Source organism: Paraburkholderia silvatlantica, assembly GCF_003096715.1.
Lineage (GTDB): Bacteria > Pseudomonadota > Gammaproteobacteria > Burkholderiales > Burkholderiaceae > Paraburkholderia > Paraburkholderia silvatlantica.
The window spans coordinates 79770-102253 of sequence record NZ_QEOL01000006.1 but is presented as its reverse complement, the minus strand read 5'-3'; the positions used below and the strand labels follow the sequence as shown (position 1 = coordinate 102253).

General features: G+C 65.7%; 18 protein-coding genes. 10 read left to right on the top strand and 8 right to left on the bottom strand.

All coding sequences use genetic code 11. The features are described 5' to 3' along the window. Positions 1–71: 71 nt before the first annotated feature. Together C7411_RS36990 and C7411_RS10395 are read left to right on the top strand one after the other, a co-directional pair. Positions 72–473: a hypothetical protein gene (locus C7411_RS36990; RefSeq protein ID WP_133253634.1), complete on the top strand. Its 402-nt coding sequence runs from the start codon at positions 72–74 to the stop codon at positions 471–473. A gap of 130 nt (positions 474–603) precedes the next feature. Continuing rightward, the gene (locus C7411_RS10395; RefSeq protein WP_110384247.1) at positions 604–2208 is read left to right on the top strand and encodes a multicopper oxidase family protein; all 1605 of its coding nucleotides are present in this window, start codon (positions 604–606) and stop codon (positions 2206–2208) included. 79 nt (positions 2209–2287) lie between these two features. Here C7411_RS10395 and cspD read toward each other — a convergent pair whose 3' ends face one another. Continuing rightward, the gene (gene cspD / locus C7411_RS10390) at positions 2288–2494 is read right to left on the bottom strand and encodes a cold shock domain-containing protein CspD (RefSeq protein ID WP_017776809.1); all 207 of its coding nucleotides are present in this window, start codon (positions 2492–2494) and stop codon (positions 2288–2290) included. Between the two features lie 585 nt (positions 2495–3079). On the opposite strand from cspD, the gene clpS reads away from it, so the two are divergent. The 3 genes from clpS to C7411_RS10375 all read left to right on the top strand — a co-directional run bounded on the left by clpS (position 3080) and on the right by C7411_RS10375 (position 7317). Further along, positions 3080–3394 (top strand): ATP-dependent Clp protease adapter ClpS, encoded by a 315-nt coding sequence (clpS, locus tag C7411_RS10385; RefSeq protein ID WP_028213389.1) that lies wholly within the window; start codon positions 3080–3082, stop codon positions 3392–3394. Then, a complete protein-coding gene (gene clpA, locus C7411_RS10380; protein WP_042271878.1) occupies positions 3391–5682 on the top strand; it encodes an ATP-dependent Clp protease ATP-binding subunit ClpA in 2292 nt (763 codons plus the stop codon). The genes clpS and clpA overlap by 4 nt, the downstream gene beginning before the upstream one ends. 219 nt (positions 5683–5901) lie before the next feature. After that, positions 5902–7317, top strand: coding sequence for an amino acid permease (locus C7411_RS10375; protein ID WP_243413115.1), 1416 nt, complete (start codon positions 5902–5904; stop codon positions 7315–7317). A gap of 54 nt (positions 7318–7371) precedes the next feature. Here the strand turns inward: C7411_RS10375 and dut are convergent, their stop codons facing one another. From dut to C7411_RS10345, 6 genes are all read right to left on the bottom strand, one after another. Then, entirely contained in the window at positions 7372–7818 is a 447-nt protein-coding gene (dut, locus tag C7411_RS10370) for a dUTP diphosphatase (RefSeq protein WP_028205273.1), read from the bottom strand. 32 nt (positions 7819–7850) lie between these two features. Continuing rightward, positions 7851–8855: an LLM class flavin-dependent oxidoreductase gene (locus C7411_RS10365; RefSeq protein WP_110384246.1), complete on the bottom strand. Its 1005-nt coding sequence runs from the start codon at positions 8853–8855 to the stop codon at positions 7851–7853. 67 nt (positions 8856–8922) lie between these two features. Further along, entirely contained in the window at positions 8923–10152 is a 1230-nt protein-coding gene (gene coaBC / locus C7411_RS10360) for a bifunctional phosphopantothenoylcysteine decarboxylase/phosphopantothenate--cysteine ligase CoaBC (RefSeq protein WP_373682581.1), read from the bottom strand. A gap of 33 nt (positions 10153–10185) precedes the next feature. Then, positions 10186–10701, bottom strand: coding sequence for a signal peptidase II (gene lspA / locus C7411_RS10355; RefSeq protein WP_110384245.1), 516 nt, complete (start codon positions 10699–10701; stop codon positions 10186–10188). Further along, a complete protein-coding gene (gene ileS / locus C7411_RS10350) occupies positions 10701–13550 on the bottom strand; it encodes an isoleucine--tRNA ligase (RefSeq protein ID WP_110384244.1) in 2850 nt (949 codons plus the stop codon). The genes lspA and ileS overlap by 1 nt, the downstream gene beginning before the upstream one ends. A 141-nt stretch (positions 13551–13691) precedes the next feature. Next, positions 13692–14687 (bottom strand): bifunctional riboflavin kinase/FAD synthetase, encoded by a 996-nt coding sequence (locus C7411_RS10345; RefSeq protein WP_028205268.1) that lies wholly within the window; start codon positions 14685–14687, stop codon positions 13692–13694. A 189-nt stretch (positions 14688–14876) separates the two neighbouring features. On the opposite strand from C7411_RS10345, the gene purN reads away from it, so the two are divergent. The 5 genes from purN to nadC all read left to right on the top strand — a co-directional run bounded on the left by purN (position 14877) and on the right by nadC (position 20597). Next, the gene (purN, locus tag C7411_RS10340; RefSeq protein WP_110384243.1) at positions 14877–15536 is read left to right on the top strand and encodes a phosphoribosylglycinamide formyltransferase; all 660 of its coding nucleotides are present in this window, start codon (positions 14877–14879) and stop codon (positions 15534–15536) included. Further along, complete coding sequence (locus C7411_RS10335; protein ID WP_110384242.1) at positions 15533–16924, top strand: RsmB/NOP family class I SAM-dependent RNA methyltransferase; 1392 nt, start codon at positions 15533–15535, stop codon at positions 16922–16924. Before purN ends, C7411_RS10335 begins: the two co-directional genes overlap by 4 nt. A 279-nt stretch (positions 16925–17203) precedes the next feature. Continuing rightward, positions 17204–18400, top strand: a complete 1197-nt coding sequence (locus tag C7411_RS10330; RefSeq protein WP_042271896.1) for a DesA family fatty acid desaturase — start codon at positions 17204–17206, stop codon at positions 18398–18400. 166 nt (positions 18401–18566) lie between these two features. Continuing rightward, positions 18567–19697, top strand: coding sequence for a quinolinate synthase NadA (gene nadA, locus C7411_RS10325; RefSeq protein WP_110384407.1), 1131 nt, complete (start codon positions 18567–18569; stop codon positions 19695–19697). Beyond that, positions 19698–20597 (top strand): carboxylating nicotinate-nucleotide diphosphorylase, encoded by a 900-nt coding sequence (gene nadC / locus C7411_RS10320; protein WP_110384241.1) that lies wholly within the window; start codon positions 19698–19700, stop codon positions 20595–20597. A gap of 101 nt (positions 20598–20698) precedes the next feature. On the opposite strand, the gene nadB is transcribed toward nadC, so the two are convergent. Further along, the gene (nadB, locus tag C7411_RS10315; RefSeq protein ID WP_110384240.1) at positions 20699–22300 is read right to left on the bottom strand and encodes an L-aspartate oxidase; all 1602 of its coding nucleotides are present in this window, start codon (positions 22298–22300) and stop codon (positions 20699–20701) included. Positions 22301–22484 lie beyond the last annotated feature (184 nt).

The following is a 22484-nucleotide window of genomic DNA, read 5'->3' as shown; positions in this document are numbered from 1 at the left end:
TTTTATCCGGCTCGCCGTCAGTCCGTCGTGAACCGTCGTAAATGGGTCGGCTATCCGACTTCGGTCGGCCCATGCGCTATCATCACAACGGTCAATCGGGTTCATCCGTGGTTTCGTTCAACGTGCCAGTCGTCTATCGCTTCCTTCTCGTCTGCCTGCTCGCGCTCGTTTCCATGCGCGGCGCGATGGCGTGCGGGCATGCGCAGCACGATGCACTGACTGCGCACGCTGCACCCACGCCGCACGTTGCGCTCAGCGATCGTTGCGCCGGGACGCGCACCGGCAGTCACGGCTCGCATTCCAGTTGCGGCGCGAGTGGCTGCGTCGCTGGCTGCTGCGCGCATTGCAGCGTGCCCTCCGTCGTGAGCGCATTCGACGCGCAAGCCGGCGCACGTTCCACGCCTGTCGTGCTTCCCGCAGCCATGCGCGCCGGCATTACGCACGCGCCTCCTTTGCCTCCTCCAATCGCCTGAGCCGGGCCGCTCGCTCCGGGCGGCGTACTGCGTTCGCGCTTTGCGCGAGCGAAACGAATCTCGCGCGCACGGTGTGCGTGTTATCGCGCGCCGCGTGCCCAGGCATGAATGAGGGATGAGGACTTCATCGATGAAACGAAGAGCATTTCTATCCGGCGCGCTGAGCGCCGCCACCGCGACCCTGTTTGCGCGCCGTGCATTCGCACAGGATGCGGGCGATGCGATGCACGGCATGACGGACATGCCGGCGATGTCGGGCGGCATGATGCAGGCGCAAGGTCCGCTCGCGGCTGCCGATGCGTTGCCCGCCGGCGCGCCGCTTGCCGCGCTGCGCACGCTCGCCAGCCAGAGCCGCGAGCCGGGCCAGTTTCGCGCGACGCTCGTCGCGCAGCCTGCTGCGCGTGCGCTGCTGCGCGGAAAGCCGCAAACGGTCTTCTGGCAATACGATGCGCTCGACGCGCTCGCGGCGACCGCCAACGACGGCCCGGTCATCGGCCCCTTGATCGATGTGCGCGAGGGCGACACCGTCGAAATCACGTTCGTGAACCGGCTGCGGCAGCCTTCGACGATTCATTGGCACGGCCTGCCCGTGCCACCCGATCAGGACGGCAATCCGTCGAAACCCGTCGCGCCAGGCGAGCGGCACGTTTATCGCTTCACGCTGCCGCAGGGGAGTGCGGGCACCTACTGGTATCACCCGCATCCCCACATGCTGAGTTCGGAGCAGGTGTTCCGCGGGCTGGCGGGGCCCTTCGTCGTGCGCGCCGCCGACGATCCACTCGCGGCGTGGCCCGAGCGGCATCTGTTCGTGTCCGACCTGAAGCTCGCGGCAGACGGCACGATTCCCGCGAACGGCATGATGGACTGGATGAACGGCCGCGAAGGCCAGTACGTGCTCGTCAACGGCGCTCGCCAGCCGCACATCGAGGTCGTGCGCGACGAGCGCTGGCGCGTCTGGAATGGCTGTAACGCGCGCTATCTGCAACTCGCCTTCGACGACGGCCGCGCCTTCACGCAGGTGGGCACCGACGGCGGGCTGCTGGGCGCGCCGCGCGGGGGCGTCACTTCGCTCCTGCTCGCGCCGGGCGAACGCGCGGAACTGATCGTGCACGTGGGGCAGGGCGCCTCGCGTGCGTCGCTGATCGCCGCGCAATACGACCGCCACAAGATGGCGATGACGCACGGCAGCTTGCCCGCGGGGCCGTCGCTGATCCTCGCGAACGTTGGCTTCGCACCGGCAGGCGCGGAACAATCGGCACTGCCGTCGCGCCTGCGGCCGATTGCGCCACTCATTTCGTCAGGTTCTCTAACGGTTCCGGAAAAAAGCGTGGTGTTCGGCGAAGCCATGGACATGAAAGCGATGCACGCACCGGGTGCGTCCACGCAGCCCACGCCGCGCGGTATGCGGTTTATGGTGAACGGCGCGGTATTCGATCCGGCGCGCGTGACGCTGGCGAGCCGGCGCGGGCAAGTCGAGCACTGGACGATAGCAAACGGCACGGACATGGATCATCCGTTTCATCTGCACGGCACGCAATTTCAGGTGCTGGCGCGCGAGCGCGGCGGTGTGCGCAAGGAGGAAGAGCTGCTGGCATGGCGCGATACGGTGAACGTGCAGCACGGCGAAACGGTGCACATCGCAACCGTTCAGCACGAGGCGGGCGATCGCATGTTTCATTGCCACATCCTCGAGCACGAGGACCTCGGCATGATGGGTACGTTGCGCGTGAGTTAGCGCGCGAACGTTAAAAAACCATGACGCCAAAAAGAAACCCGGCCGAAGCCGGGTTTCCAAGGTACGGGTACCGAACGGATCAGGCTGCTGCCTGAATGTTCGATGCCTGTTTACCCTTCGGGCCTTGCACGACCTCGAAGCTCACCTTTTGCCCTTCTTTGAGGGTCTTGAAGCCATTCATTTGAATAGCCGAAAAGTGAGCGAACAGGTCCTCGCCGCCTTCATCCGGCGTAATGAACCCGAAACCCTTCGCGTCGTTGAACCACTTGACCGTACCGGTTGCCATACCAACTTCCCCTGTAACTCATGTCACTACCACGAGCAGTTCGAAAAGCTAAACGATCGCGGTGCGATCGCCCCCTCCTCACAAGCTCACCAACGGCATTTTTTCGAATTTAAGGCGGTTGAAAAAAGTGCCAGCTTGATTGTTGGGGGTCTTTAATCTGCTGTCAAGAATATTTTGAGACGCTTCTTGACACGTTGTAAAGAGCGCATTTCCAGGGTTTTTCCTGCTTTTCGCCGACGCTGAGCGCCGGTGCATAAAGCAACTGCAGGAGGGCGTCTTGAAAAGCCGCGCAGGTGACGCATATGCGATGCACCGCACCATGGAATCTGGCACTGAGCGTGCGGGCGCCTACAGTCGCTTCCCACGGCAACGTCAAGGTTGTGCGATACTCGATTCAACGGTGGCGTGAAAGCTGCTCAGAGCAGGATTGTGTACCGGCCCCGCAGCCGGTCGAAGGGATCGGGGCCGGGCCAGGGCGCATGAATTGCTTGCAGCGGGTCGCAGGTCGGGAGCGCCGGGTTCACCGGCCGGCCGGTCAGGTTACGGCAGGATTGCGGGCCTGTCCGAGTTGTTTAGAATGGGTGTATGGCGATTATCCCGGACAAGCAGGATTCAACCGTACTGGAGCGGCAGGAGCAAAAGGTCAAACCGCCCTCCATGTACAAGGTCGTGCTAATGAACGACGACTACACGCCGATGGAATTCGTCGTGATGGTCGTGCAGGAATATTTCAATAAGGACCGCGAGACCGCAACGCAGATCATGTTGAAGGTCCATCGCGAGGGCAGGGGTGTTTGTGGGGTCTATACGCGGGACATCGCGTCGACCAAGGTTGAGCAAGTCGTTACCCATGCACGGCAGGCCGGGCATCCGCTGCAGTGTGTGATGGAGGAAGCATGATTGCCCAGGAACTGGAAGTCAGCCTGCACATGGCGTTCATGGAAGCACGTCAGGCGCGGCACGAGTTCATAACGGTCGAGCATCTGCTGCTGGCGCTGTTGGACAATCCAACAGCGGCGGAAGTGCTGCGCGCGTGTGCCGCCAATATCGAAGACCTGCGACAGAACCTGCGCAACTTCATTCACGACAATACCCCTACGGTTCCCGGCACGGATGACGTCGATACGCAGCCGACGCTCGGGTTCCAGCGCGTGATCCAGCGCGCGATCATGCACGTTCAGTCCACTTCCAACGGCAAGAAGGAAGTGACGGGCGCGAACGTGCTGGTCGCCATCTTCGGCGAGAAGGACTCGCACGCGGTGTACTACCTGCAGCAGCAGGGCGTCACGCGTCTGGATGTCGTGAATTTCATTTCGCACGGTATCGCGAAGACGGGCAGCAGCGAAGCCGCCAAGGCCAGCGACGCGAACGCCGAAGCCGAAGACGCCGCCGGCCAGAAGGAAACGCCGCTCGCCCAGTTCACGCAGAACCTGAACCAGATGGCGAAGGACGGCCGGATCGATCCGCTCATCGGCCGCGAACTGGAAGTGGAGCGCGTGGTGCAGGTGCTGTGCCGCCGCCGCAAGAACAATCCGCTGCTCGTGGGCGAGGCCGGTGTGGGCAAGACCGCGATCGCGGAAGGGCTCGCCTGGCGCATTACGCGCGGCGAAGTGCCGGACATTCTCGCGGACGCCCAGGTCTACTCGCTCGACATGGGCGCACTGCTTGCGGGCACGAAATACCGCGGCGACTTCGAGCAACGCCTCAAAACGGTGCTGAAAGAACTGAAAGAGCGTCCGCACGCGATTCTGTTCATCGACGAAATTCATACGCTGATCGGCGCGGGCGCCGCGTCGGGCGGCACGCTGGATGCGTCGAACCTGCTCAAGCCGGCGCTCTCGTCGGGCACGCTCAAGTGCATTGGCGCGACGACGTTCACGGAATACCGCGGCATCTTCGAGAAGGACGCGGCGCTGTCGCGGCGCTTCCAGAAGGTCGACGTGGTCGAGCCGACCGTCGAGCAAACCGTGGCGATCCTGCGCGGTCTGAAGTCGCGCTTCGAAGAGCACCACGGCGTGAAGTATTCGTCGGGTGCGCTGAACGCGGCCGCCGAGCTGTCGGCGCGCTTCATCACCGACCGTCACTTGCCCGACAAGGCAATCGACGTGATCGACGAAGCGGGCGCGGCCCAGCGCATCCTGCCGAAGTCGAAGCAGAAGAAGACCATCGGCAAGAGCGAGATCGAAGAGATCATTTCGAAGATCGCGCGCGTACCGGCGCAAAGCGTGTCGCAGGACGATCGCAGCAAGCTGCAGACGCTCGACCGCGATCTCAAGGCCGTGGTGTTCGGCCAGGATCCGGCCATCGATGCGCTCTCGGCTTCGATCAAGATGGCGCGCGCGGGTCTCGGCAAGACGGACAAGCCGATCGGCTCGTTCCTGTTCTCGGGACCGACCGGCGTCGGCAAGACCGAAGTGGCGCGCCAGCTCGCCTTCACGCTCGGCATCGAGCTGATCCGCTTCGACATGTCCGAGTACATGGAGCGCCATGCGGTGAGCCGTCTGATCGGCGCGCCGCCGGGCTATGTCGGGTTCGACCAGGGCGGTCTGCTTACCGAAGCCGTCACGAAGAAGCCGCACTGCGTGCTGCTGCTCGACGAAATCGAGAAGGCGCACCCGGACATCTTCAACGTGCTGCTGCAGGTGATGGACCATGGCACGCTGACCGACAACAACGGCCGCAAGGCGGATTTCCGCAACGTCATCATCATCATGACGACGAACGCGGGCGCCGAGGCGATGAACAAGTCGACGATCGGCTTCACGACCCGGCGCGAGCAGGGCGACGAGCTGGCCGATATCAAGCGCCTGTTCACGCCCGAGTTCCGCAACCGGCTCGATGCGACGATCAGCTTCCGTGCGCTCGATGAGGAAATCATCATGCGCGTGGTCGACAAGTTCCTCATGCAACTGGAAGACCAGCTGCACGAGAAGAAGGTCGACGCGGTCTTCACCGACGCGCTGCGCAAGCATCTGGCCAAGCACGGCTTCGACCCGCTCATGGGCGCGCGGCCGATGCAGCGCCTGATCCAGGACACGATCCGCCGTGCGCTCGCCGACGAACTGCTGTTCGGCAAGCTCATGAACGGCGGCCGCGTGACCGTGGACGTCGATGCGGAAGACAAGGTGCAGCTCACGTTCGACGAGCAGCCGGCGCCGCGCAATCCGGAAGCGGTGGAAGTGGAATAAGCCGCGGTAGCGCTACTGCGCAAACAGCCTTCAGGCAAGACGGCGCAGTCCGAAAGGACTGCGCCGTCTTTCTTTTGGGGCGGACGGCAAGTCCAGGTGTTGCGCCGTGACGCGCAGCCGCGCCAGCCGTCAGCCGGTAAAATGCGCGTTTGTCCGCCGTCGGCGTTTTCTTGATGCGCAGCGCTTAAGTCGCGTCTCGCGCGAAGCAGGGGTGTAACAGTGGTACCACGTAAATCGGGCGCGTTCGAAGCCATCGTCGAGCGCGAGCAAGGGCTGCGTCAGGGCTTGTCCGCCGGGCAGATGACGATGATCGCCATCGGCGGCGCAGTCGGCACCGGGCTCTTTCTCGGCAGCGGTTTCGCGATCTCCTTTGCCGGGCCCGGTGTGCTCATTTCCTACGCGATCGGCGCGCTGATCGCCTTGCTGTTGATGGGCGCGCTCGCCGAGATGACCGTTGCGCACCCTGTATCGGGTTCGTTCGGCGCCTATGCCGAGCATTACATCGGGCCGCTCGCCGGCTTCGTCGTGCGCTATGCATACTGGTCGGCGTATGTGCTGGCGGTGGGCACCGAGGTCGCCGCCATCGCCGTCTACATGAAGTTCTGGTTTCCCTCCGTGCCGGGACTCTACTGGATCATCGGATTTTCAGCAGCGCTGATCGTTGTGAACGCAATGAGCGTGCGCGCGTACGGCACCATCGAATATCTGTTTTCGAGCCTCAAGATCGCGGCCATCGTCGCGTTCATCGTACTGGGCGCATGGTTCGTGTGGCGCGCGCCGGCCGCCTCCGGCGTGGGCTTCGCGAACTACACGTCGCACGGCGGCTTGCTGCCGAGAGGCTGGTGGGGCGTGTGGGTCGGGACGATCGTCTCGCTCTTCAGCTACCTGGGCGTGGAGACGATCGCCGTGGCTGCCGCCGAGGCGCAGGACCCGCAGCGTGCCGTCACGCGGGCGTTTCGCGCCACCGTGCTGCGCCTCGTGCTGTTCTACCTGCTTACGCTCGCGCTCATGCTCGCCATCGTGCCGTGGACCCAGGCGGGCGGCAACGAGAGCCCGTTCGTGAAAGTCATGGCCGCAACCGGCGTGCCCTACGCGGCGGGCGCGATCAACTTCATCGTGCTCGTGGCGGCGCTCTCGGCCATGAACAGCCAGCTCTACATCACCACGCGCATGATGTTCAGCCTCTCGCGCGCGGGTTACGCGCCGGCGGCGTTCGGGCGTCTCACGCGTCACGCTGTGCCTACGGCGGCGCTTTCGCTGTCCACCATCGGCATTGCGGTGGCGGCCGTGCTCAACGCGCTCTGGCCGCAGGCCGCGTTCACGCTGATGATGTCGATTGCCATGTTCGGCGCGATGTTCACGTGGCTCATGATCTTCGTCACGCAGATTTTTTTCCGCGTGCGCCAGGCGCGCGAAGGCGGCGCGCGGCTCGCGTTCCGCATGTGGGGCTTCCCGTTCACGAGCGTGCTGGGCGCGCTGCTGATGCTCGGCATTCTGGCCGGTACGGCGTTCACGCGCGAATTCCGCATGACGCTGGCCTACGGCCTCGCGTTTCTCGCGGTGCTCGTGGCGGTGTATTCGCTCTGGTATCGCCGGCGTCCCGGCGCGGCGCGGCGAACCGAAGCTTCCGTCTAAACGCCAAAAAGCACGCCAAGGCGTGCTTTTTTGTTGACCGCGCAACCGCCAGGCTCAGTGCTTGCCCGTGCTGCCGAAACCGCCCGCGCCACGCTCGCTTGCCTCGAAGTCGTCGACGATGTTGAACTGCGCCTGCACGACCGGCACGATCACGAGCTGCGCGAGGCGCTCCAGCGGGTTGAGCGTGAAGGTGGTGTGGCCGCGGTTCCAGGTCGAAATCATCAGCTCGCCCTGATAGTCCGAGTCGATCAGGCCGACCAGATTACCGAGCACGATGCCGTGCTTGTGGCCAAGGCCCGAGCGCGGCAGGATCAGCGCCGCGTAGCCGGGGTCGGCCACGTGGATGGCGAGGCCCGTAGGCACTAGCTTCGTTTCGCCCGGTTCGAGCGTGATCGGCGCGTCGAGGCACGCGCGCAGGTCGAGGCCGGCGCTGCCCGGCGTGGCGTAGTGGGGCAGCTGGTCGCGCATGCGCTCGTTCAGGATCTTGATGTCGATTTTCATGAAGTCAGGGTGATGGGGCGGTGGTGGATCGCTCAGGCGCGAGGCAGCTGGAACGCCTCGGCGAGAAGTTCGTAAGAGCGCAGACGAGCCGCGTAGCTGCCCGCAACGGTCAGCACGATCAGTTCGTCGGCGCGGAAGTTGTCCTTGATCGCGAGAAGGCGCTCGGTGACGCTCTCGGGCGTGCCGATGACGCTGCGCGGCTTCTCGCGGTCGATCACGATCTGCTCGCGCTCGCCGTACTCCTGCGCGCGCCCCTGCTCGAGGTTCGGGATCGGCGCGTTCAAGCCGTAGGCCATCTGCACGCGGCGCAGGTCGACGGCCTTTTCGAGGTCGGCGGCCTCGGCTTCGGTGTCGGCGCAGATCGCGAACACGGCGCACGCGAGATACGGCTTCGCTTCGTGGCCCGGCTTGAAGCGGTCGAAATACGCCTCGGCCACGAGATGTCCGAAATGCGCGTTGATGAAGTGCGCGAACGAGAAGCGCAGCCCGAGCTGTGCGGCGAGGATGCCGCCGAAGTCGCTCGAGCCGAGCACCCAGAGCTGCGGGCGCGTCTGGATCTGCGGCTGCAGCACCACGCCGCTCGCGAGATGATCGGCGGAGAGCGTGCCGTCCATGATGCCGACGAGATCCTGCACCTGCTGCGAGAACTGGTCGCCGCGGTTGTACGTGCCGGCGGCCACGGCCTGCGCGGTGCGCATGTCGCCGCCCGGCGCACGCCCGACACCGAGGTCGACGCGCCCCGGAAAGAGCGCTTCGAGCATCATGAACTGCTCGGCGATCTTGAAGGGGCTGTAATAGGGCAGCATGATGCCGCCCGAGCCGATACGGATGCGTTTCGTGACGCTGCCGAGGCGCGCGAGCATGACTTCGGGGCAGGGGTTGCACACGCCCAGCAGGCCGTGATGCTCGGCGCACCAGTAGCGCGTGTAGCCCAGGTCGTCGGCGAGCTGGGCAAGCTCGATGGTGGCGGCGATGGCGTCCGCCGCGCTGTGCCCGGCGATGACGGGCGACTGGTCGAGTACGGAAAGCAGTGTCATGGCAGTACTGCTCCTTGCCTGGGTTCGCGGCACGCAACGCCGGCACACGGGTGCGCCGGCGCGCGCGTCACGAGATGATGCTCGGGTCCGGCAGACGCCGCGCGATTTCGGCGACGAGCGTCTGCGCGAGCGCCTGCTTGGCCGCACGCGGCAGCGGCGTGCGGCCGCCCGCCTCGAACAGCACGACTTCATTGTCGTCCTGACCGAAGGTGAGCGGGCCGAGATTGCCGATCAGCAGCGGCACCTTCTTGCGCGCGCGCTTTTCTTCGCCGTGCACGTCGAGGTCGCCGCTTTCGGCGGCGAAGCCCACGCAGTACGGCGGGTTCGGCAAAGCCGCGACCGAGGCGAGGATGTCCGGGTTCTCGACGAACGTGAACGTCGGCATACGATGCTCGGCGGTTTTCTTGATCTTGTGCTCGGCGACATGATCGACGCGCCAATCGGCCACGGCCGCCACGCCGATGAAGACATCGGCGTCGGTCGCGGCGCGCATGACCGCGTCGTACATCTGCCGGGCGGTCTGGACGTCTTCGCGATACACGCCCCACGGCGTTTGCAGCGCGACCGGGCCCGCGACCAGATGCACCTCGGCGCCCGCCTGCTGCGCGGCGCGCGCGAGCGCGAAGCCCATCTTGCCGCTCGAGCGGTTGGTGATGCCGCGCACGGGATCGAGCGGCTCGAAGGTCGGGCCGGCGGTGATCAGGAGCTTGCGGCCCGCCAGTATCTTCGGCGCGAAGAACGAGACGATCGCCTCGTACACGGCCTCCGGTTCGAGCATGCGCCCGTCGCCGATCTCGCCGCACGCCTGCGGGCCGGAATCGGGACCGAGTGTTTCGATGCCGTCCGCGCGCAGTTGCGCGACGTTGCGCTGCGTGGCCGGGTTTTGCCACATTTGCCGGTTCATCGCGGGCACGACGAGGAGCGGGCAGTCGCGCGCCACGCACAGCGTGGCGAGCAGGTCGTCGGCGAAACCGTGGGCGAGTCTGGCGAGGAAGTCGGTCGAGGCGGGCGCGATGACGATGGCGTCGGCCTCGCGCGAGAGATCGATGTGCGCCATGTTGTTGGGCACGCGGCCGTCCCACTGGCTCGTATAGACGGGGCGGCCCGAGAGCGCCTGCATGGTGACCGGCGTGATGAACTGCGTGGCCGCCTCGGTCATCACGACTTGCACGGTCGCGCCGGCCTTGGTCAAGAGGCGCGTGAGCTCGGCGATCTTGTAGCAGGCAATGCCGCCCGTCATGCCGAGCACGAGGTGGCGGCCGGCCAGTTCGCCTGGGTTTGCAGCGGACGTGTTCAAGTCACAGCTCCTATAACCGTGCAGCCCGCATGCTCAGCGCGCGCCGCGCACGCGCCGCAATTCGTCGAACACCAGCAGCACCGCGCCGATGGTGATCGCGCTGTCGGCGAGGTTGAACGCCGGCCAGTGCCAGCCGCCCACGTGGAAGTCGAGAAAGTCGATCACGTGGCCGTACAGCAGGCGGTCGATCACATTGCCGAGCGCGCCGCCCATGATGAGCGCGAGCGCCGTGCAAAAGAGCTTCTGCGTAGCGTGGCGCTTGAGCAGATAGCAGATCACGAGCGCCGCCGCCACGCCGAGCGCCGTGAACGCCCAGCGCTGCCAGCCGCCTGCGGCCGACAGGAAGCTGAACGCCGCGCCCTTGTTGTAGACCAGTACGAGGTTGAAGAACGGCGTGATCACGCGGCCTTCGCCGTAGCTGAACACCTTGTTGACGGCGATTTTCGTCAGCTGATCGGCGAGGATCACGATCACCGCGACTCCCAGCCACGGCGCGAGCGTGCCGCCCGCGCCATTCGTCCTGGACTGCTTCGGCAGCGTTTTTGCCATTATGCCGCGCTCCGCTGTTCACCGTCGCCGAACAGATTCGCAACGCAGCGGCCGCACAGGCCCGGATGCTCCGCGTTCGCGCCCACGTCCTCGCGGTAGTGCCAGCAGCGCTCGCACTTGAGGTACTTCGAGGTGACCACTTCGACGCCTTCCTCCGCTTCGCCATCGACCTTCACGATTTCCGCCGCCGAGGTGATCAGCACGAATTTCAGGTCGTCGCCCAGACTTTCGAGGGCGGCATGGCGCGCGCCGCTCGCGAGAATGCGCACTTCGGCCTGCAGCGACGAGCCGATCTGGTTCGCCACACGCGCCTCTTCGAGCGCCTTCGTCACGTTGCCGCGCACTTCGCGCAGCAGCGTCCACTTGGCGATCAGGTCCGGCGCGCCTTCGATGTCCGGGAAGGCGTGGAAGGTTTCGGTGAAGATGGTTTCGCTTTGCGGCTGGAACACCTTCCACGCTTCTTCGGCCGTGAACGAGAGGAACGGTGCGAGGATGCGCAACAGGCTATGCGTGATGTGATGCAGCGCCGTTTGCGCGCCGCGACGGGCCTTCGAGTCTGCCGCGCTCGTGTAGAGGCGGTCCTTCAGCACGTCGAGGTAGAAGCCGCCCAGGTCTTCCGAGCAGAACGTCTGGAGCTTGGCCACGACCGGGTGGAACTCGTAGCGGTCGTAGTGGGCGAGCACGTCGTTTTGCAGCGTATGCGTGAGCGCGACGGCATAGCGGTCGATCTCGAGCCATTCGCTCGCGGGCAGCGCGTGCTTCCCGAAGTCGAAGTCCGAGAGGTTCGAGAGCAGGAAGCGCAGCGTGTTGCGGATACGGCGATAGCCTTCCGTCACGCGCTTGAGGATCTCTTCAGAGATGGCCAGCTCGCCCGAGTAGTCGGTCGAGGCGATCCACAGGCGGATGATTTCCGCGCCCAGACGGTTCGCCACTTCATGTGGGTCGACGCCGTTGCCGAGCGATTTCGACATCTTGCGGCCTTCGCCGTCGACGGTGAAGCCGTGCGTGAGCAGCGCGTTGTAGGGCGGGCGGCCGTCGAGCATCGAAGCCGTGAGCAGCGACGAGTGGAACCAGCCGCGGTGCTGGTCCGAGCCCTCCAGGTACAGGTCGGCCGGGAACTGCAGTTCATCTTTGTGCGAGCCGCGCAGCACGTGCCAGTGCGTCGTGCCCGAGTCGAACCACACGTCGAGCGTGTCGCGGTTCTTCTCGTACAGGTTGGCGTCGTCGCCGATCAGCTCGCGCGGGTCGAGCGTTTGCCACGCTTCGATGCCCGCCTTTTCCACGCGCTGCGCCACCTGTTCGAGCAGCTCCAGCGTGCGCGGATGCAGCGCGCCGGTTTCCTTGTGCACGAAGAACGCCATCGGCACGCCCCATTGGCGCTGGCGCGAGAGCGTCCAGTCCGGGCGGTTGGCGATCATCGAATACAGGCGCTGCTTGCCCCACGAGGGGTAGAACGCGGTCGCCTCGATGCCTTCGAGCGCCGTCTCGCGCAGCGTCTTGCCGCCGTCCGCAGGCTGGACGTCCATGCCCGCGAACCACTGCGAGGTGGCGCGGTAGATGATCGGCGTCTTGTGGCGCCAGCAGTGCATGTAGCTGTGCAGGTACTTTTCGCTGCGCAGGAGCGTGCCGGCGGCGTCGAGTGCGTCGACGATCTTCGGGTTCGCCGCCCAGATCGAGAGGCCGCCGAAGAGCGGCAGCGATTCGATGTAGCGGCCATCACCCATCACCGGGCTGATGATGTCGGAGTCCGCCATGCCGTGCGCCTTGCACGACACGAAGTCTTCCACGCCGTAGGCGGGAGCAGAGTGCACGATGCCCGTGCCGGTGTCGGTCGTGACGTAGTCGCCGAGATAGACCGGCGCGGTGCGCTTGTAGCCCGGGTGCGCCGAAGCGAGCGGGTGATTGAAACGCAGCAGCGAGAGCTTTTCGCCCTTCGTCGTGGCGACGATCTTGCCCTCGAGGCCGAACTCCTGCATGCACGCTTGCACGCGCTCGACGGCGAGGATCAGCAGGCCGCGCTGCGTGTCCACGAGCGCGTAGTCGATCTCCGGGTGCACGTTCAGCGCCTGGTTCGACGGAATCGTCCAGGGCGTGGTGGTCCAGATCACGATGCCGCCTTCCTCGCGCGGCAGCGCGGGCAGGCCGAACGCGGCCGCCGTTTCGGCGGGTTGCGCGAACGTGAACAGCACGTCGATGGTCGGGTCGGTCTTGTCCTTGTACTCGACTTCGGCTTCAGCGAGCGCCGAGCCGCAGTCGAAGCACCAGTTCACGGGCTTCAGGCCCCGGAACACATAACCCTTCTCGATGATCTTCGCGAGTGCGCGGATCTCGCCGGCCTCGTTCGCGAAGTTCATCGTCCGGTACGGATTGTTCCAGTCGCCGAGCACGCCGAGGCGCTTGAAGCCCTTCTTTTGCGTCTCGATCTGGCCGGCCGCGTACTCGCGCGCCTTCTGCATCACTTCCTGGGCGGGCAGCGACTTGCCGAACTGCTTTTCGATCTGGATTTCGATCGGCATGCCATGGCAGTCCCAGCCCGGCACGTAGACCGCGTCGAAGCCCGCGAGATTGCGCGCCTTGACGATCATGTCCTTGAGGATCTTGTTCACCGCGTGGCCGAGGTGGATGTCGCCGTTCGCATACGGCGGGCCGTCGTGCAGGATGAACTTTTTGCGGCCCTTCGAAGCCGCGCGGATCTTCTCGTAGACCTGCTTCTCTTCCCATTCCTTGACCCATTGCGGCTCGCGCTTCGGCAGGTCGCCGCGCATCGGGAACGGGGTGTCGAGCAGGTTGACGGGGTATCGGGATTCGGACTTCTGCGGCTTGCCGGAGGATGCTTTCTTGTCGCTCATGGTGAGATCACGTGGAATTCGGGGGATGCATGGCGTCAGCGTTGCGGCCGATGCCGCGCAACCGTCGCCTCGGGCGCTGCATGCCGTGCCTTGTGCACGCGGCGCCTGGGGGCGGGGCAGCCCGCGCATGCGGGCCGCGGGTCACCTAATTCGGTCGGTGGCCGAGGTGGCGAAGCCGGTGGATGCGCCGCCGGCCACGTCTGCGCCCGCTGCGGCGAACCACGCGCGGGTGTTCGCCACGTCGCGAGCGATCGCGGCGGTGAGCGTTTCGAGGTCGGGAAACTTCTCCTCGTCACGCAGCTTCTTGAGAAACTCGACGCGCACGAGCTTGCCGTAGGCGTCGCCGTGCCAGTCGAGCAGATGCACTTCGAGCAGCACGCGGCCCGAGTCGTCCACGGTCGGGCGCAGGCCGAGGCTCGCGACGCCCGGCAACGGATGATCGGCAATGCCATGCACCATCACGACGAAGATCCCCTTGAGCGCCGGCCGCTTGTGGCCGATCAGCAGGTTCATCGTGGGGAAGCCCAGATCGCGCCCGAGCTTCAGGCCGTGCGTCACGTGCGCGCTGATGTGATAGCCGCGGCCAAGCGAGGCGCGCGCGGCGTCGAGGTCGCCCGCGTGCAGTTGAGCGCGCACGGCGGAGCTGGAGATGCGCACGCCCGAAGGGTCGGCCACGGTCGCCATCTGCTCGACTTCGAAGCCGTGCTGCGCGCCCGCGGCCTGCAGCGACGCGAAGTCGCCTGCGCGTTTTGCGCCGTAGCGGAAGTCGTCGCCGATCATCATCCAGCGCGCGTGCAGCCCGCCCACGATGATGCGCTCGACGAACGCCTCGGGCGACTGGCTCGCGAACGTGTGGTTGAAATGCTCGACCACGACGCGGTCCACGCCGTTCTCGCGCAGCGCTTCGAGCTTGTCGCGCAGCATGGCGATACGCGGCGGGGCGCTGGCCGGGTTGAAGAACTCGCGCGGATGCGGCTCGAAGGTCATCACGCAGACGGGCAGGCCGCGCGCGTCGGCTGCCGCGCGCACGCGCGCGAGCAATGCCTGATGCCCGCGGTGGACACCGTCGAAATTGCCGATGGTCAGCGCGCAGGGCGCGCGGCTTTCGGCATTGGGAAGACCGCGGAAGACTCTCACGATAGCGGAACCTGGTGGAACCTCGAAAAGCGCGCTGGCGCAGCACGCGTGCTAATGATCGACTGCTGACCGGCTGACCTGGCCACTCGCGGCCCAAGGACCGCGACGAAACAGAAGATTATAAACGCACGAGGCGACGATCGCCGCCGCACGAGCGTTGAGCACGTCCCCCGATGATAAAATCCGCGGATGAAAAATCTCGTCATCCTGATTTCGGGGCGGGGCAGCAACATGGAAGCCATCGTGCGCGCTTGCGCGCAGGAAGCCTGGGGCGCGCGTATCGCCGCCGTGATTGCCAACCGTCCTGACGCCGCGGGCCTCGCGTTCGCGGCTTCGAGGGGCATTGCCACGGCGGTCGTCGATCACCGCCGGTTTCCCGATCGCGCCAGCTTCGACGCGGCGCTCGCTCAAGTCATCGACGGCTACGCGCCGGACCTCGTCGTGCTGGCGGGCTTCATGCGCGTGCTGACCGAATCCTTCGTCGGCCATTATTCGGGTCGGATGCTAAATATCCATCCCTCGCTGCTGCCGATGTTTCCGGGCCTCAAAACGCATCAGCAGGCGCTCGACGCCGGTTGCCGCGTGCACGGCGCGACGGTGCATTTCGTCACGCCTACGCTCGATCATGGTCCGATCGTCGCGCAGTCGGCGGTGCCGGTGCGCACGGGTGACGACGCCGCGGCGCTCGCCGCGCGCGTGCTCAAGACCGAACATGTGATGTATCCGCGCGCGGTGCGCTGGTTCGTCGAAGGGCGCCTCGCGCTCGACGGCGAACGCGTGACACTCACGCCGGCCGAGCCTCAGTGGCTCTTCTTTGACGACTCGCAAGCCGCCGGGGAGGGCGCATGAGACTGCATGGTTTTCTGATTGGACAGACCGAAACGTTGCTCGCCGACGTCCTCAAATTCACGGGCCCGGCCGACGCCGTGACGAGCCGCTTCTTCCGCGAGCATCCGAAGCTCGGCCACGCCGAGCGCGGTGTGATCGCCGAGGCCGTGTTCGCGGTGCTGCGCCGGCGCATGGAGTTCGCGCACCTGGCCGAAAGCGGCACGGGCAGCCCGACGCGCCGTCTCACGCTGCTCGGCCTCATGGCGACGGCGGGCCGCTCGGCGATCCGTCCGTTCGTATCGGACGCCGAGGCGACCTGGCTCGAGCACGTCGCGAAGATCGACCCGGCGAGCCTGCCGCAGCGCGTGCAGCTGAATCTGCCGGAGTGGATCGTCAAGGCGCTGGAAACGCGCTTTGAGCCCGCCGAACTCGCGCAACTGGCCGCCGCGCTCAACTATCCGGCGCCTTTGGATTTACGGGCCAATCCCGTCAAGGCGAATCGCGACGAGCTGATCCGCGCGCTGTCCGAATCGGGCATCGAAGGCGGCGAAACGCCGTTCGCGCCGTTCGGCGTGCGCGTGACCGGCAAGCCCGCGCTCGCGAAACTCGACGCGTTCAAGAACGGCTGGTTCGAGGTGCAGGACGAGGGCAGCCAGCTGCTGTGCACGCTGCTCGCGCCGCGCCGCGGCGAGATGGTGGTGGACTTCTGCGCGGGCGCGGGCGGCAAGACGCTGGCGCTCGGCGCGATGATGCGCTCGACCGGCCGCCTCTACGCCTTCGACGTGTCCGACCGGCGCCTCGCCAAGCTCAAGCCGCGCCTCGCGCGCAGCGGTCTTTCGAACGTCAATCCCGTGCTGATCGACAGCGAGCACGACGCCAAGATCAAGCGGCTGATCGGCAAGATCGACCGCGTGCTGGTGGATGCGCCGTGCTCGGGCCTCGGCACGCTGCGCCGCAACCCCGACCTCAAGTGGCGCCAGACGCCCGAGTCGGTGGCCGAGCTCGCGCCCAAGCAGCTTTCGATTCTCACGAGCGCGGCGCGCCTGCTCAAGCGCGGCGGCCGTCTCGTCTACGCGACCTGCAGCATTCTCGAAGCCGAGAACGAAGCGGTCGTGAAGCAGTTCCTCGAGGCGCATCCCGAATTCGTGCTGGTGAGCGCGCGCGACGTGCTGGCCGAGCAGCGCGTGGGCCTCGACACGGGCGACTACCTCTCGCTGTGGCCGCACCGCCACGCCACCGACGGCTTCTTTGCTGCCGTGCTGGAGCGCCGCGGCGAGGCCGGGTCCAGGACGAAGGCGGCGGGCGCGCAGACCACGCCTGAAGAGGCCGCAGCGGAGCAAGAGGCGTCGGAGGCGATCGCGAAGGCGCAGGAAAGCGAAGCGGCCGAGCCGGACGCCGCGCTGGAGTAAGACACGCGGCGGGTGCGGGAATTGCGGGCCGGTATGGTCGCGGTGAAAGACTAGATGGGGCCGGATATCATGGAAAGGGCCAGTCGGGGTGCGGCAAAGCGCCTCGAAATGCCCTTCAGACGTTGACGCCGTCACCATTAAAGAAAAAAATCTCCCTTTGTTACAAACACTTGGAGCGGTTCTAGTAGAATGCCGTCCAACCGCATCTCGTCGCTTTCACTTTCTTGACACCGGCGCCTGGCTGAAAGGCCGACGCGCTTCGCTTCACAGGTAAATGCCTTGTTGAACTCCTTGCTTGATTTCCTCGCCCACGGGGTGCTCCATTTCTCGTGGTGGCAGATCGTGCTGTTCGCGGCGGTGGTCACCCACATCACGATCATCGGCGTGACGGTGTACCTGCACCGCTGCCAGGCGCACCGTGCGCTGGATCTGCATCCCATCGCGAGCCACTTCTTCCGCTTCTGGCTGTGGATGACCACGGGCATGCTCACGGGCCAGTGGGCCGCAATCCACCGCAAGCACCACGCCAAGTGCGAAACGGAGGAAGATCCGCACAGCCCGCAAACGCGCGGCATCTGGAAGGTGCTGCTCGAAGGCGCCGAGCTCTATCGCGCCGAAGCGAAGAACGAAGAAACGCTGCGCCGCTTCAGCCACGGCACGCCCAACGACTGGATGGAGCGCAACGTCTACACGCGCTACCCCATTCTCGGCGTGAGCATCATGATGGTGATCGACGTCGCGCTGTTCGGCGCAGTCGGCCTCACCGTGTGGGCCGTGCAGATGGCGTGGATTCCGTTCTGGGCGGCCGGTGTCGTGAACGGCCTCGGCCACTTCTGGGGCTACCGCAACTTCAATTCGTCCGACGCGAGCACGAACCTTCTGCCGATCGGCATCATCATCGGCGGCGAGGAACTGCACAACAACCACCACACGTTTGCGACTTCCGCGAAGCTCTCGAACAAGTGGTACGAGTTCGACATCGGCTGGATGTACATCCGCATGATGCAGGCGGTCGGCCTTGCCAAGGTGAAGAAGGTCGCGCCCACGCCGCGCCTCACCAAGGGCAAGCTGGTGCCCGACCACGAGACGCTGCAGGCCGTGCTGTCCAACCGCTACGAAGTGATGGCGCGTTACGCCAAGGCCGTGAAGCAGGCTTACCGTCAGGAGCTCGCGCACCTCAAGGAAGTGGGCGAGCGCGAGAAGTACAAGGTCATGCGCGGCGCGCGCAAGTGGTTCGACAAGGAAGAAGCCAGCCTGAACGAGCCGCAGAAGCGCCAGCTTCCGCAAATCTTCGCGAACAGCCAGAAGCTGCGCACGTACATCGAACTGCGCAACGAGCTCGCTGCAATCTGGGAGCGTTCGAGCGCCTCGCGCGAACAACTGCTGGCGCAGCTCCAGGATTGGTGCCATCGCGCTGAACAAAGCGGCATCAAGGCGCTGCAGGAGTTTGCGTCGCGCCTGCGCCGTTACGCCTGATCGGCTCGAGCCGATTTTGGCCCCTCGGTGGGGCGCAGGAAAATCCTTTAGAATGACGAGACGTCACAAAACCCCGCGCTGGCGGGGTTTTTCTTTTTGGGCCGCAAAAAAGCCGGAGTCCCCACAATGGCTTCAATGGCGCGGCGATCGGTAGGGGCAGGAGATGATGAGTCAGGCGATCAGGAAGGTCGAATATGATCGGCCGCAGGGCGCCGTCTGCAGCGTTGGACAGGCTTGGGCGCGCGTGCCCGATGCGCCGTCCGCGGCAGAGCGCGTGGCATTGAAGGAGCGGATTCGTGCGTTGCTCAAGCGCGAGAAGGCCGTGCTTGTCGCGCACTATTATGTGGATCCTGAATTGCAGGAGCTCGCCGACGAAACTGGCGGCTGCGTGGCCGATTCCCTCGAGATGGCGCGCTTCGGCCGCGACCACGAGGCACAGACGCTCGTCGTGGCGGGCGTGCGCTTCATGGGTGAGACCGCGAAGATTCTGAGTCCGAACAAGCGCATTCTCATGCCTGACCTCGACGCGACCTGCTCGCTCGATCTCGGTTGCCCCATCGACGAATTCTCGGCGTTTTGCGACGAGCATCCGGACCGCACCGTGGTCGTCTATGCGAACACGAGCGCGGCCGTGAAGGCGCGCGCGGACTGGATGGTCACGTCGTCCATCGGTCTCGAGATCGTCGCCGACCTGCACGCGAAGGGCGAAAAGATCCTGTGGGCGCCGGACCGGCACCTGGGCAGCTACATCCAGAAGAAGACCGGCGCGGACATGCTGCTGTGGCAGGGCTCCTGCCTCGTGCACGACGAGTTCAAGGGCATCGAGCTCGACCTGCTGCGCGCCGAATATCCGGACGCCAAAATTCTCGTTCACCCCGAATCGCCCGAGAGCGTGGTCGCGCTCGCGGACGTGGTGGGCTCGACCACACAGCTGATCGACGCCGCCGTGAAGCTCGACGCGCAACGCTTCATCGTCGCGACCGATCTCGGCATTCTGCACAAGATGCGCCTCGCGGCGCCGGGCAAGACCTTCATCGAAGCGCCCACGGCCGGTAACAGCGCCACCTGCAAGAGCTGCGCACATTGCCCGTGGATGGCCATGAACGGTCTGGCGAATCTCGCCGACGTGCTGGAGCGCGGTCACAACGAGATCCACGTCGACAGCGCGATCGGTGAGCGCGCGCGTCTGCCGATCGATCGCATGCTGGCGTTCGCGGCAGAGCACAAGCGCCGCGTGCAGGCGAGCGGCGACCTCGCGCGCGACACCGCGCTGTTCTCGCAAGTGGGGGCGGCGTAAATGGGCGCACTCGAATTGCTCGCAGTCGATGCCGTTGCACCGGTGCTCGATGAAGTGCGCTCGCAGTACGGCGCGGCGTTCGACGCCGCGATCGCACGCAACGTGGCCGACGCGCTCGCGGAAGACGTGGGCCCTGGCGACCAGACCGGCCGTCTCGTGTCCGCCGACGAAATGCGCGACGCGCGCATCATCGTGCGCGAAGACGCGGTGCTGTGCGGCGTGCTCTGGTTCGACGGCGTGGTGAAGCAGGTCGATCCGCGCATCGAAGTGCGTTGGCACTATCGCGAGGGCGAGCGCATGGCCGCCGGCACGACCGTCTGTTCGCTGCGCGGTCCGGCGCGCTCGCTGCTCACGGCCGAGCGCAACGCGATGAACTTCCTGCAGCTGCTTTCGGGCGTGGCGAGCGTCACGCGCCGCTACGTCGACATGATCGCGCACACCCGCGCGCGCATTCTGGAGACGCGCAAGACGCTGCCCGGCCTGCGCCTTGCGCAGAAGTACGCAGTGCGCGTGGGCGGCGGTGCAAACCAGCGTCTTGCGCTTTACGACGGCATCCTGATCAAGGAAAACCACATTGCTGCGGCAGGCGGCGTGGGCGCGGCGATGGACGCTGCGCTCGCGCTCGATGCGGGCGTGCCGATCCAGGTCGAGGTCGAGACGCTCGAGCAGCTCGAAACGGCGCTCGCGCACGGCGCGAAGTCGGTACTGCTCGACAACTTCTCGTTCGACATGATGCGCGACGCGGTGAAGCTCACGGCGGGGCGTGCGGTGCTCGAAGTCTCCGGTGGCGTGAATTTCGACACGGTGCGCACGATCGCGGAAACGGGCGTGGACCGCGTATCGATTGGCGCGCTGACGAAGGACGTGCGCGCGACAGACTTCTCGATGCGCATCGTCTGAAGCCGCAAGTTCGCCGAGCTGAACCAGAACGAAAAAGGCCGCCTCGCGATGAGGCGGCCTTTGTTTTTTTGCGACTTTGCGACGTCCCTGGTTCGCCGGGCTCAGGAAACCGTGCGATTGCGTACGCGCTCCGGCGCGAGCACGGTCGGCAGCGCCTTGGGCAGCGAGTTCGGCCAGTCGCGGCTGTAGTGCAGGCCACGGCTCTCGCGTCGCGAGCGAGCACTTTCCACGATCAGCGAAGCGACGTCGACGAGGTTGCGCAATTCCAGCAGGTCGCGCGTGACGCGGAAATTCGCGTAGTACTCGAGGATTTCATCGCGCAGCAGGGCGATCCGATGTTGGGCGCGCTCGAGCCGCTTGTCGGTGCGCACGATGCCGACGTAATTCCACATCAGCCGGCGCAGCTCGTCCCAGTTGTGGGCAACGACGACTTCCTCGTCAGAATCGGAGACGCGGCTTTCGTCCCAGTCCGGCAGCGGCGCATGCGCGCCCGCGCTGAAGCCTTCCGCCTCGATCGCCTCGGCCGCCGAGCGGCCGATCACGAGGCACTCGAGCAGCGAATTGCTCGCGAGGCGGTTCGCGCCGTGCAGGCCCGTGTACGAGGTCTCGCCCACGGCATAGAGGCCCGCGAGGTCGGTGCGCCCGGCGAGATCGGTGACGACGCCGCCGCAGGTGTAGTGCGCGGCGGGCACCACGGGAATCGGCTCCTTCGTGATGTCGATGCCGAATTCGCGGCAACGCGCGAGGATGGTCGGGAAATGCTCTTCGAGAAACGCCGGCGGCTGATGGCTGATGTCGAGATGCACGCAGTCGATGCCGTGCCTCTTGATCTCGAAGTCGATCGCGCGGGCGACGATGTCGCGCGGCGCCAGTTCGGCGCGCGCGTCGTGTGCGGGCATGAAGCGGGTGCCGTCGGGCAGGCGCAGCACGCCGCCTTCGCCGCGCACGGCCTCCGAAATCAGGAACGACTTGGCGTGCGGGTGGAAGAGGCAGGTGGGGTGGAACTGGATGAACTCCATGTTGGCCACACGGCAGCCCGCGCGCCACGCCATGGCGATGCCGTCGCCGGTGGCCGTGTCAGGGTTCGTCGTGTACAGGTAGACCTTGCCCGCGCCGCCCGTGGCGAGCACCGTGTGCGGCGCCTGGATCGTCACCGTGCGGTCGTTCTTCAGATCGAGCGCATAGAGGCCGTGGCAGCGACGGCCCGGCAGGCCGAGCCGGTCGGACGTGATGACGTCGATCGCCTGATGGTCTTCGAGGATCGTGATGTTCGGGTGCGTGCGTGCGCGCTCGAGCAGCGTTTGCACGACCGCGTGGCCGGTGGCGTCGGCGGCGTGGATGATGCGGCGATGGCTGTGGCCGCCTTCGCGCGTGAGGTGAAAGCCGAGTTCGGCGGCGGCGTCCTTCGTGAACGGGACGTCCTGGCCGATCAGCCATTCGATGGCCTCGCGGCCATGCTCGACGATGTAGCGCGTGGCTGCCTCGTCGCACAGGCCGCCGCCGGCGACGAGCGTATCGTCCACGTGGTTCTCCACGCTGTCGGCCGAATCGAGCACGGCGGCAATGCCGCCTTGCGCGCGGTCACTCGCACCTTCGGTCATCGCGCGCTTGGCGATGATCACGACGCGGCGCGAACCGGCGAGATTCAGCGCGACGCTCAGTCCTGCGAGGCCGCTGCCGACGATCGCTACATCGAAATTCATGATCCTGCTTCTCCGTCTCTCTCGTTCTACGCTTGCTGGCCGCCGCGGTCCTGCGCGGTCATGGCCGCGGTCATGGCATATGACACGCGTGTGGCAGCCGGTATAAAGCGGGAAGCATACTCCGAGAGTGGAGCGAACGGATAGCGCCAGTTTGGGCGCTGCCGCTAAAACACTGTTGCAGGTG

Coding starts and splice junctions, on each gene's coding strand:
- C7411_RS36990 (WP_133253634.1), top strand. CDS start 72: ATGCGCTATCATCACAACGGTCAATCGGGTTCATCCGTGGTTTCGTTC.
- nadC (WP_110384241.1), top strand. CDS start 19,698: ATGGGCGCACTCGAATTGCTCGCAGTCGATGCCGTTGCACCGGTGCTC.
- nadA (WP_110384407.1), top strand. CDS start 18,567: ATGAGTCAGGCGATCAGGAAGGTCGAATATGATCGGCCGCAGGGCGCC.
- C7411_RS10395 (WP_110384247.1), top strand. CDS start 604: ATGAAACGAAGAGCATTTCTATCCGGCGCGCTGAGCGCCGCCACCGCG.
- clpA (WP_042271878.1), top strand. CDS start 3,391: ATGATTGCCCAGGAACTGGAAGTCAGCCTGCACATGGCGTTCATGGAA.
- purN (WP_110384243.1), top strand. CDS start 14,877: ATGAAAAATCTCGTCATCCTGATTTCGGGGCGGGGCAGCAACATGGAA.
- clpS (WP_028213389.1), top strand. CDS start 3,080: ATGGCGATTATCCCGGACAAGCAGGATTCAACCGTACTGGAGCGGCAG.
- cspD (WP_017776809.1), bottom strand. CDS start 2,494: ATGGCAACCGGTACGGTCAAGTGGTTCAACGACGCGAAGGGTTTCGGG.
- C7411_RS10335 (WP_110384242.1), top strand. CDS start 15,533: ATGAGACTGCATGGTTTTCTGATTGGACAGACCGAAACGTTGCTCGCC.
- lspA (WP_110384245.1), bottom strand. CDS start 10,701: ATGGCAAAAACGCTGCCGAAGCAGTCCAGGACGAATGGCGCGGGCGGC.
- C7411_RS10365 (WP_110384246.1), bottom strand. CDS start 8,855: ATGACACTGCTTTCCGTACTCGACCAGTCGCCCGTCATCGCCGGGCAC.
- ileS (WP_110384244.1), bottom strand. CDS start 13,550: ATGAGCGACAAGAAAGCATCCTCCGGCAAGCCGCAGAAGTCCGAATCC.
- nadB (WP_110384240.1), bottom strand. CDS start 22,300: ATGAATTTCGATGTAGCGATCGTCGGCAGCGGCCTCGCAGGACTGAGC.
- dut (WP_028205273.1), bottom strand. CDS start 7,818: ATGAAAATCGACATCAAGATCCTGAACGAGCGCATGCGCGACCAGCTG.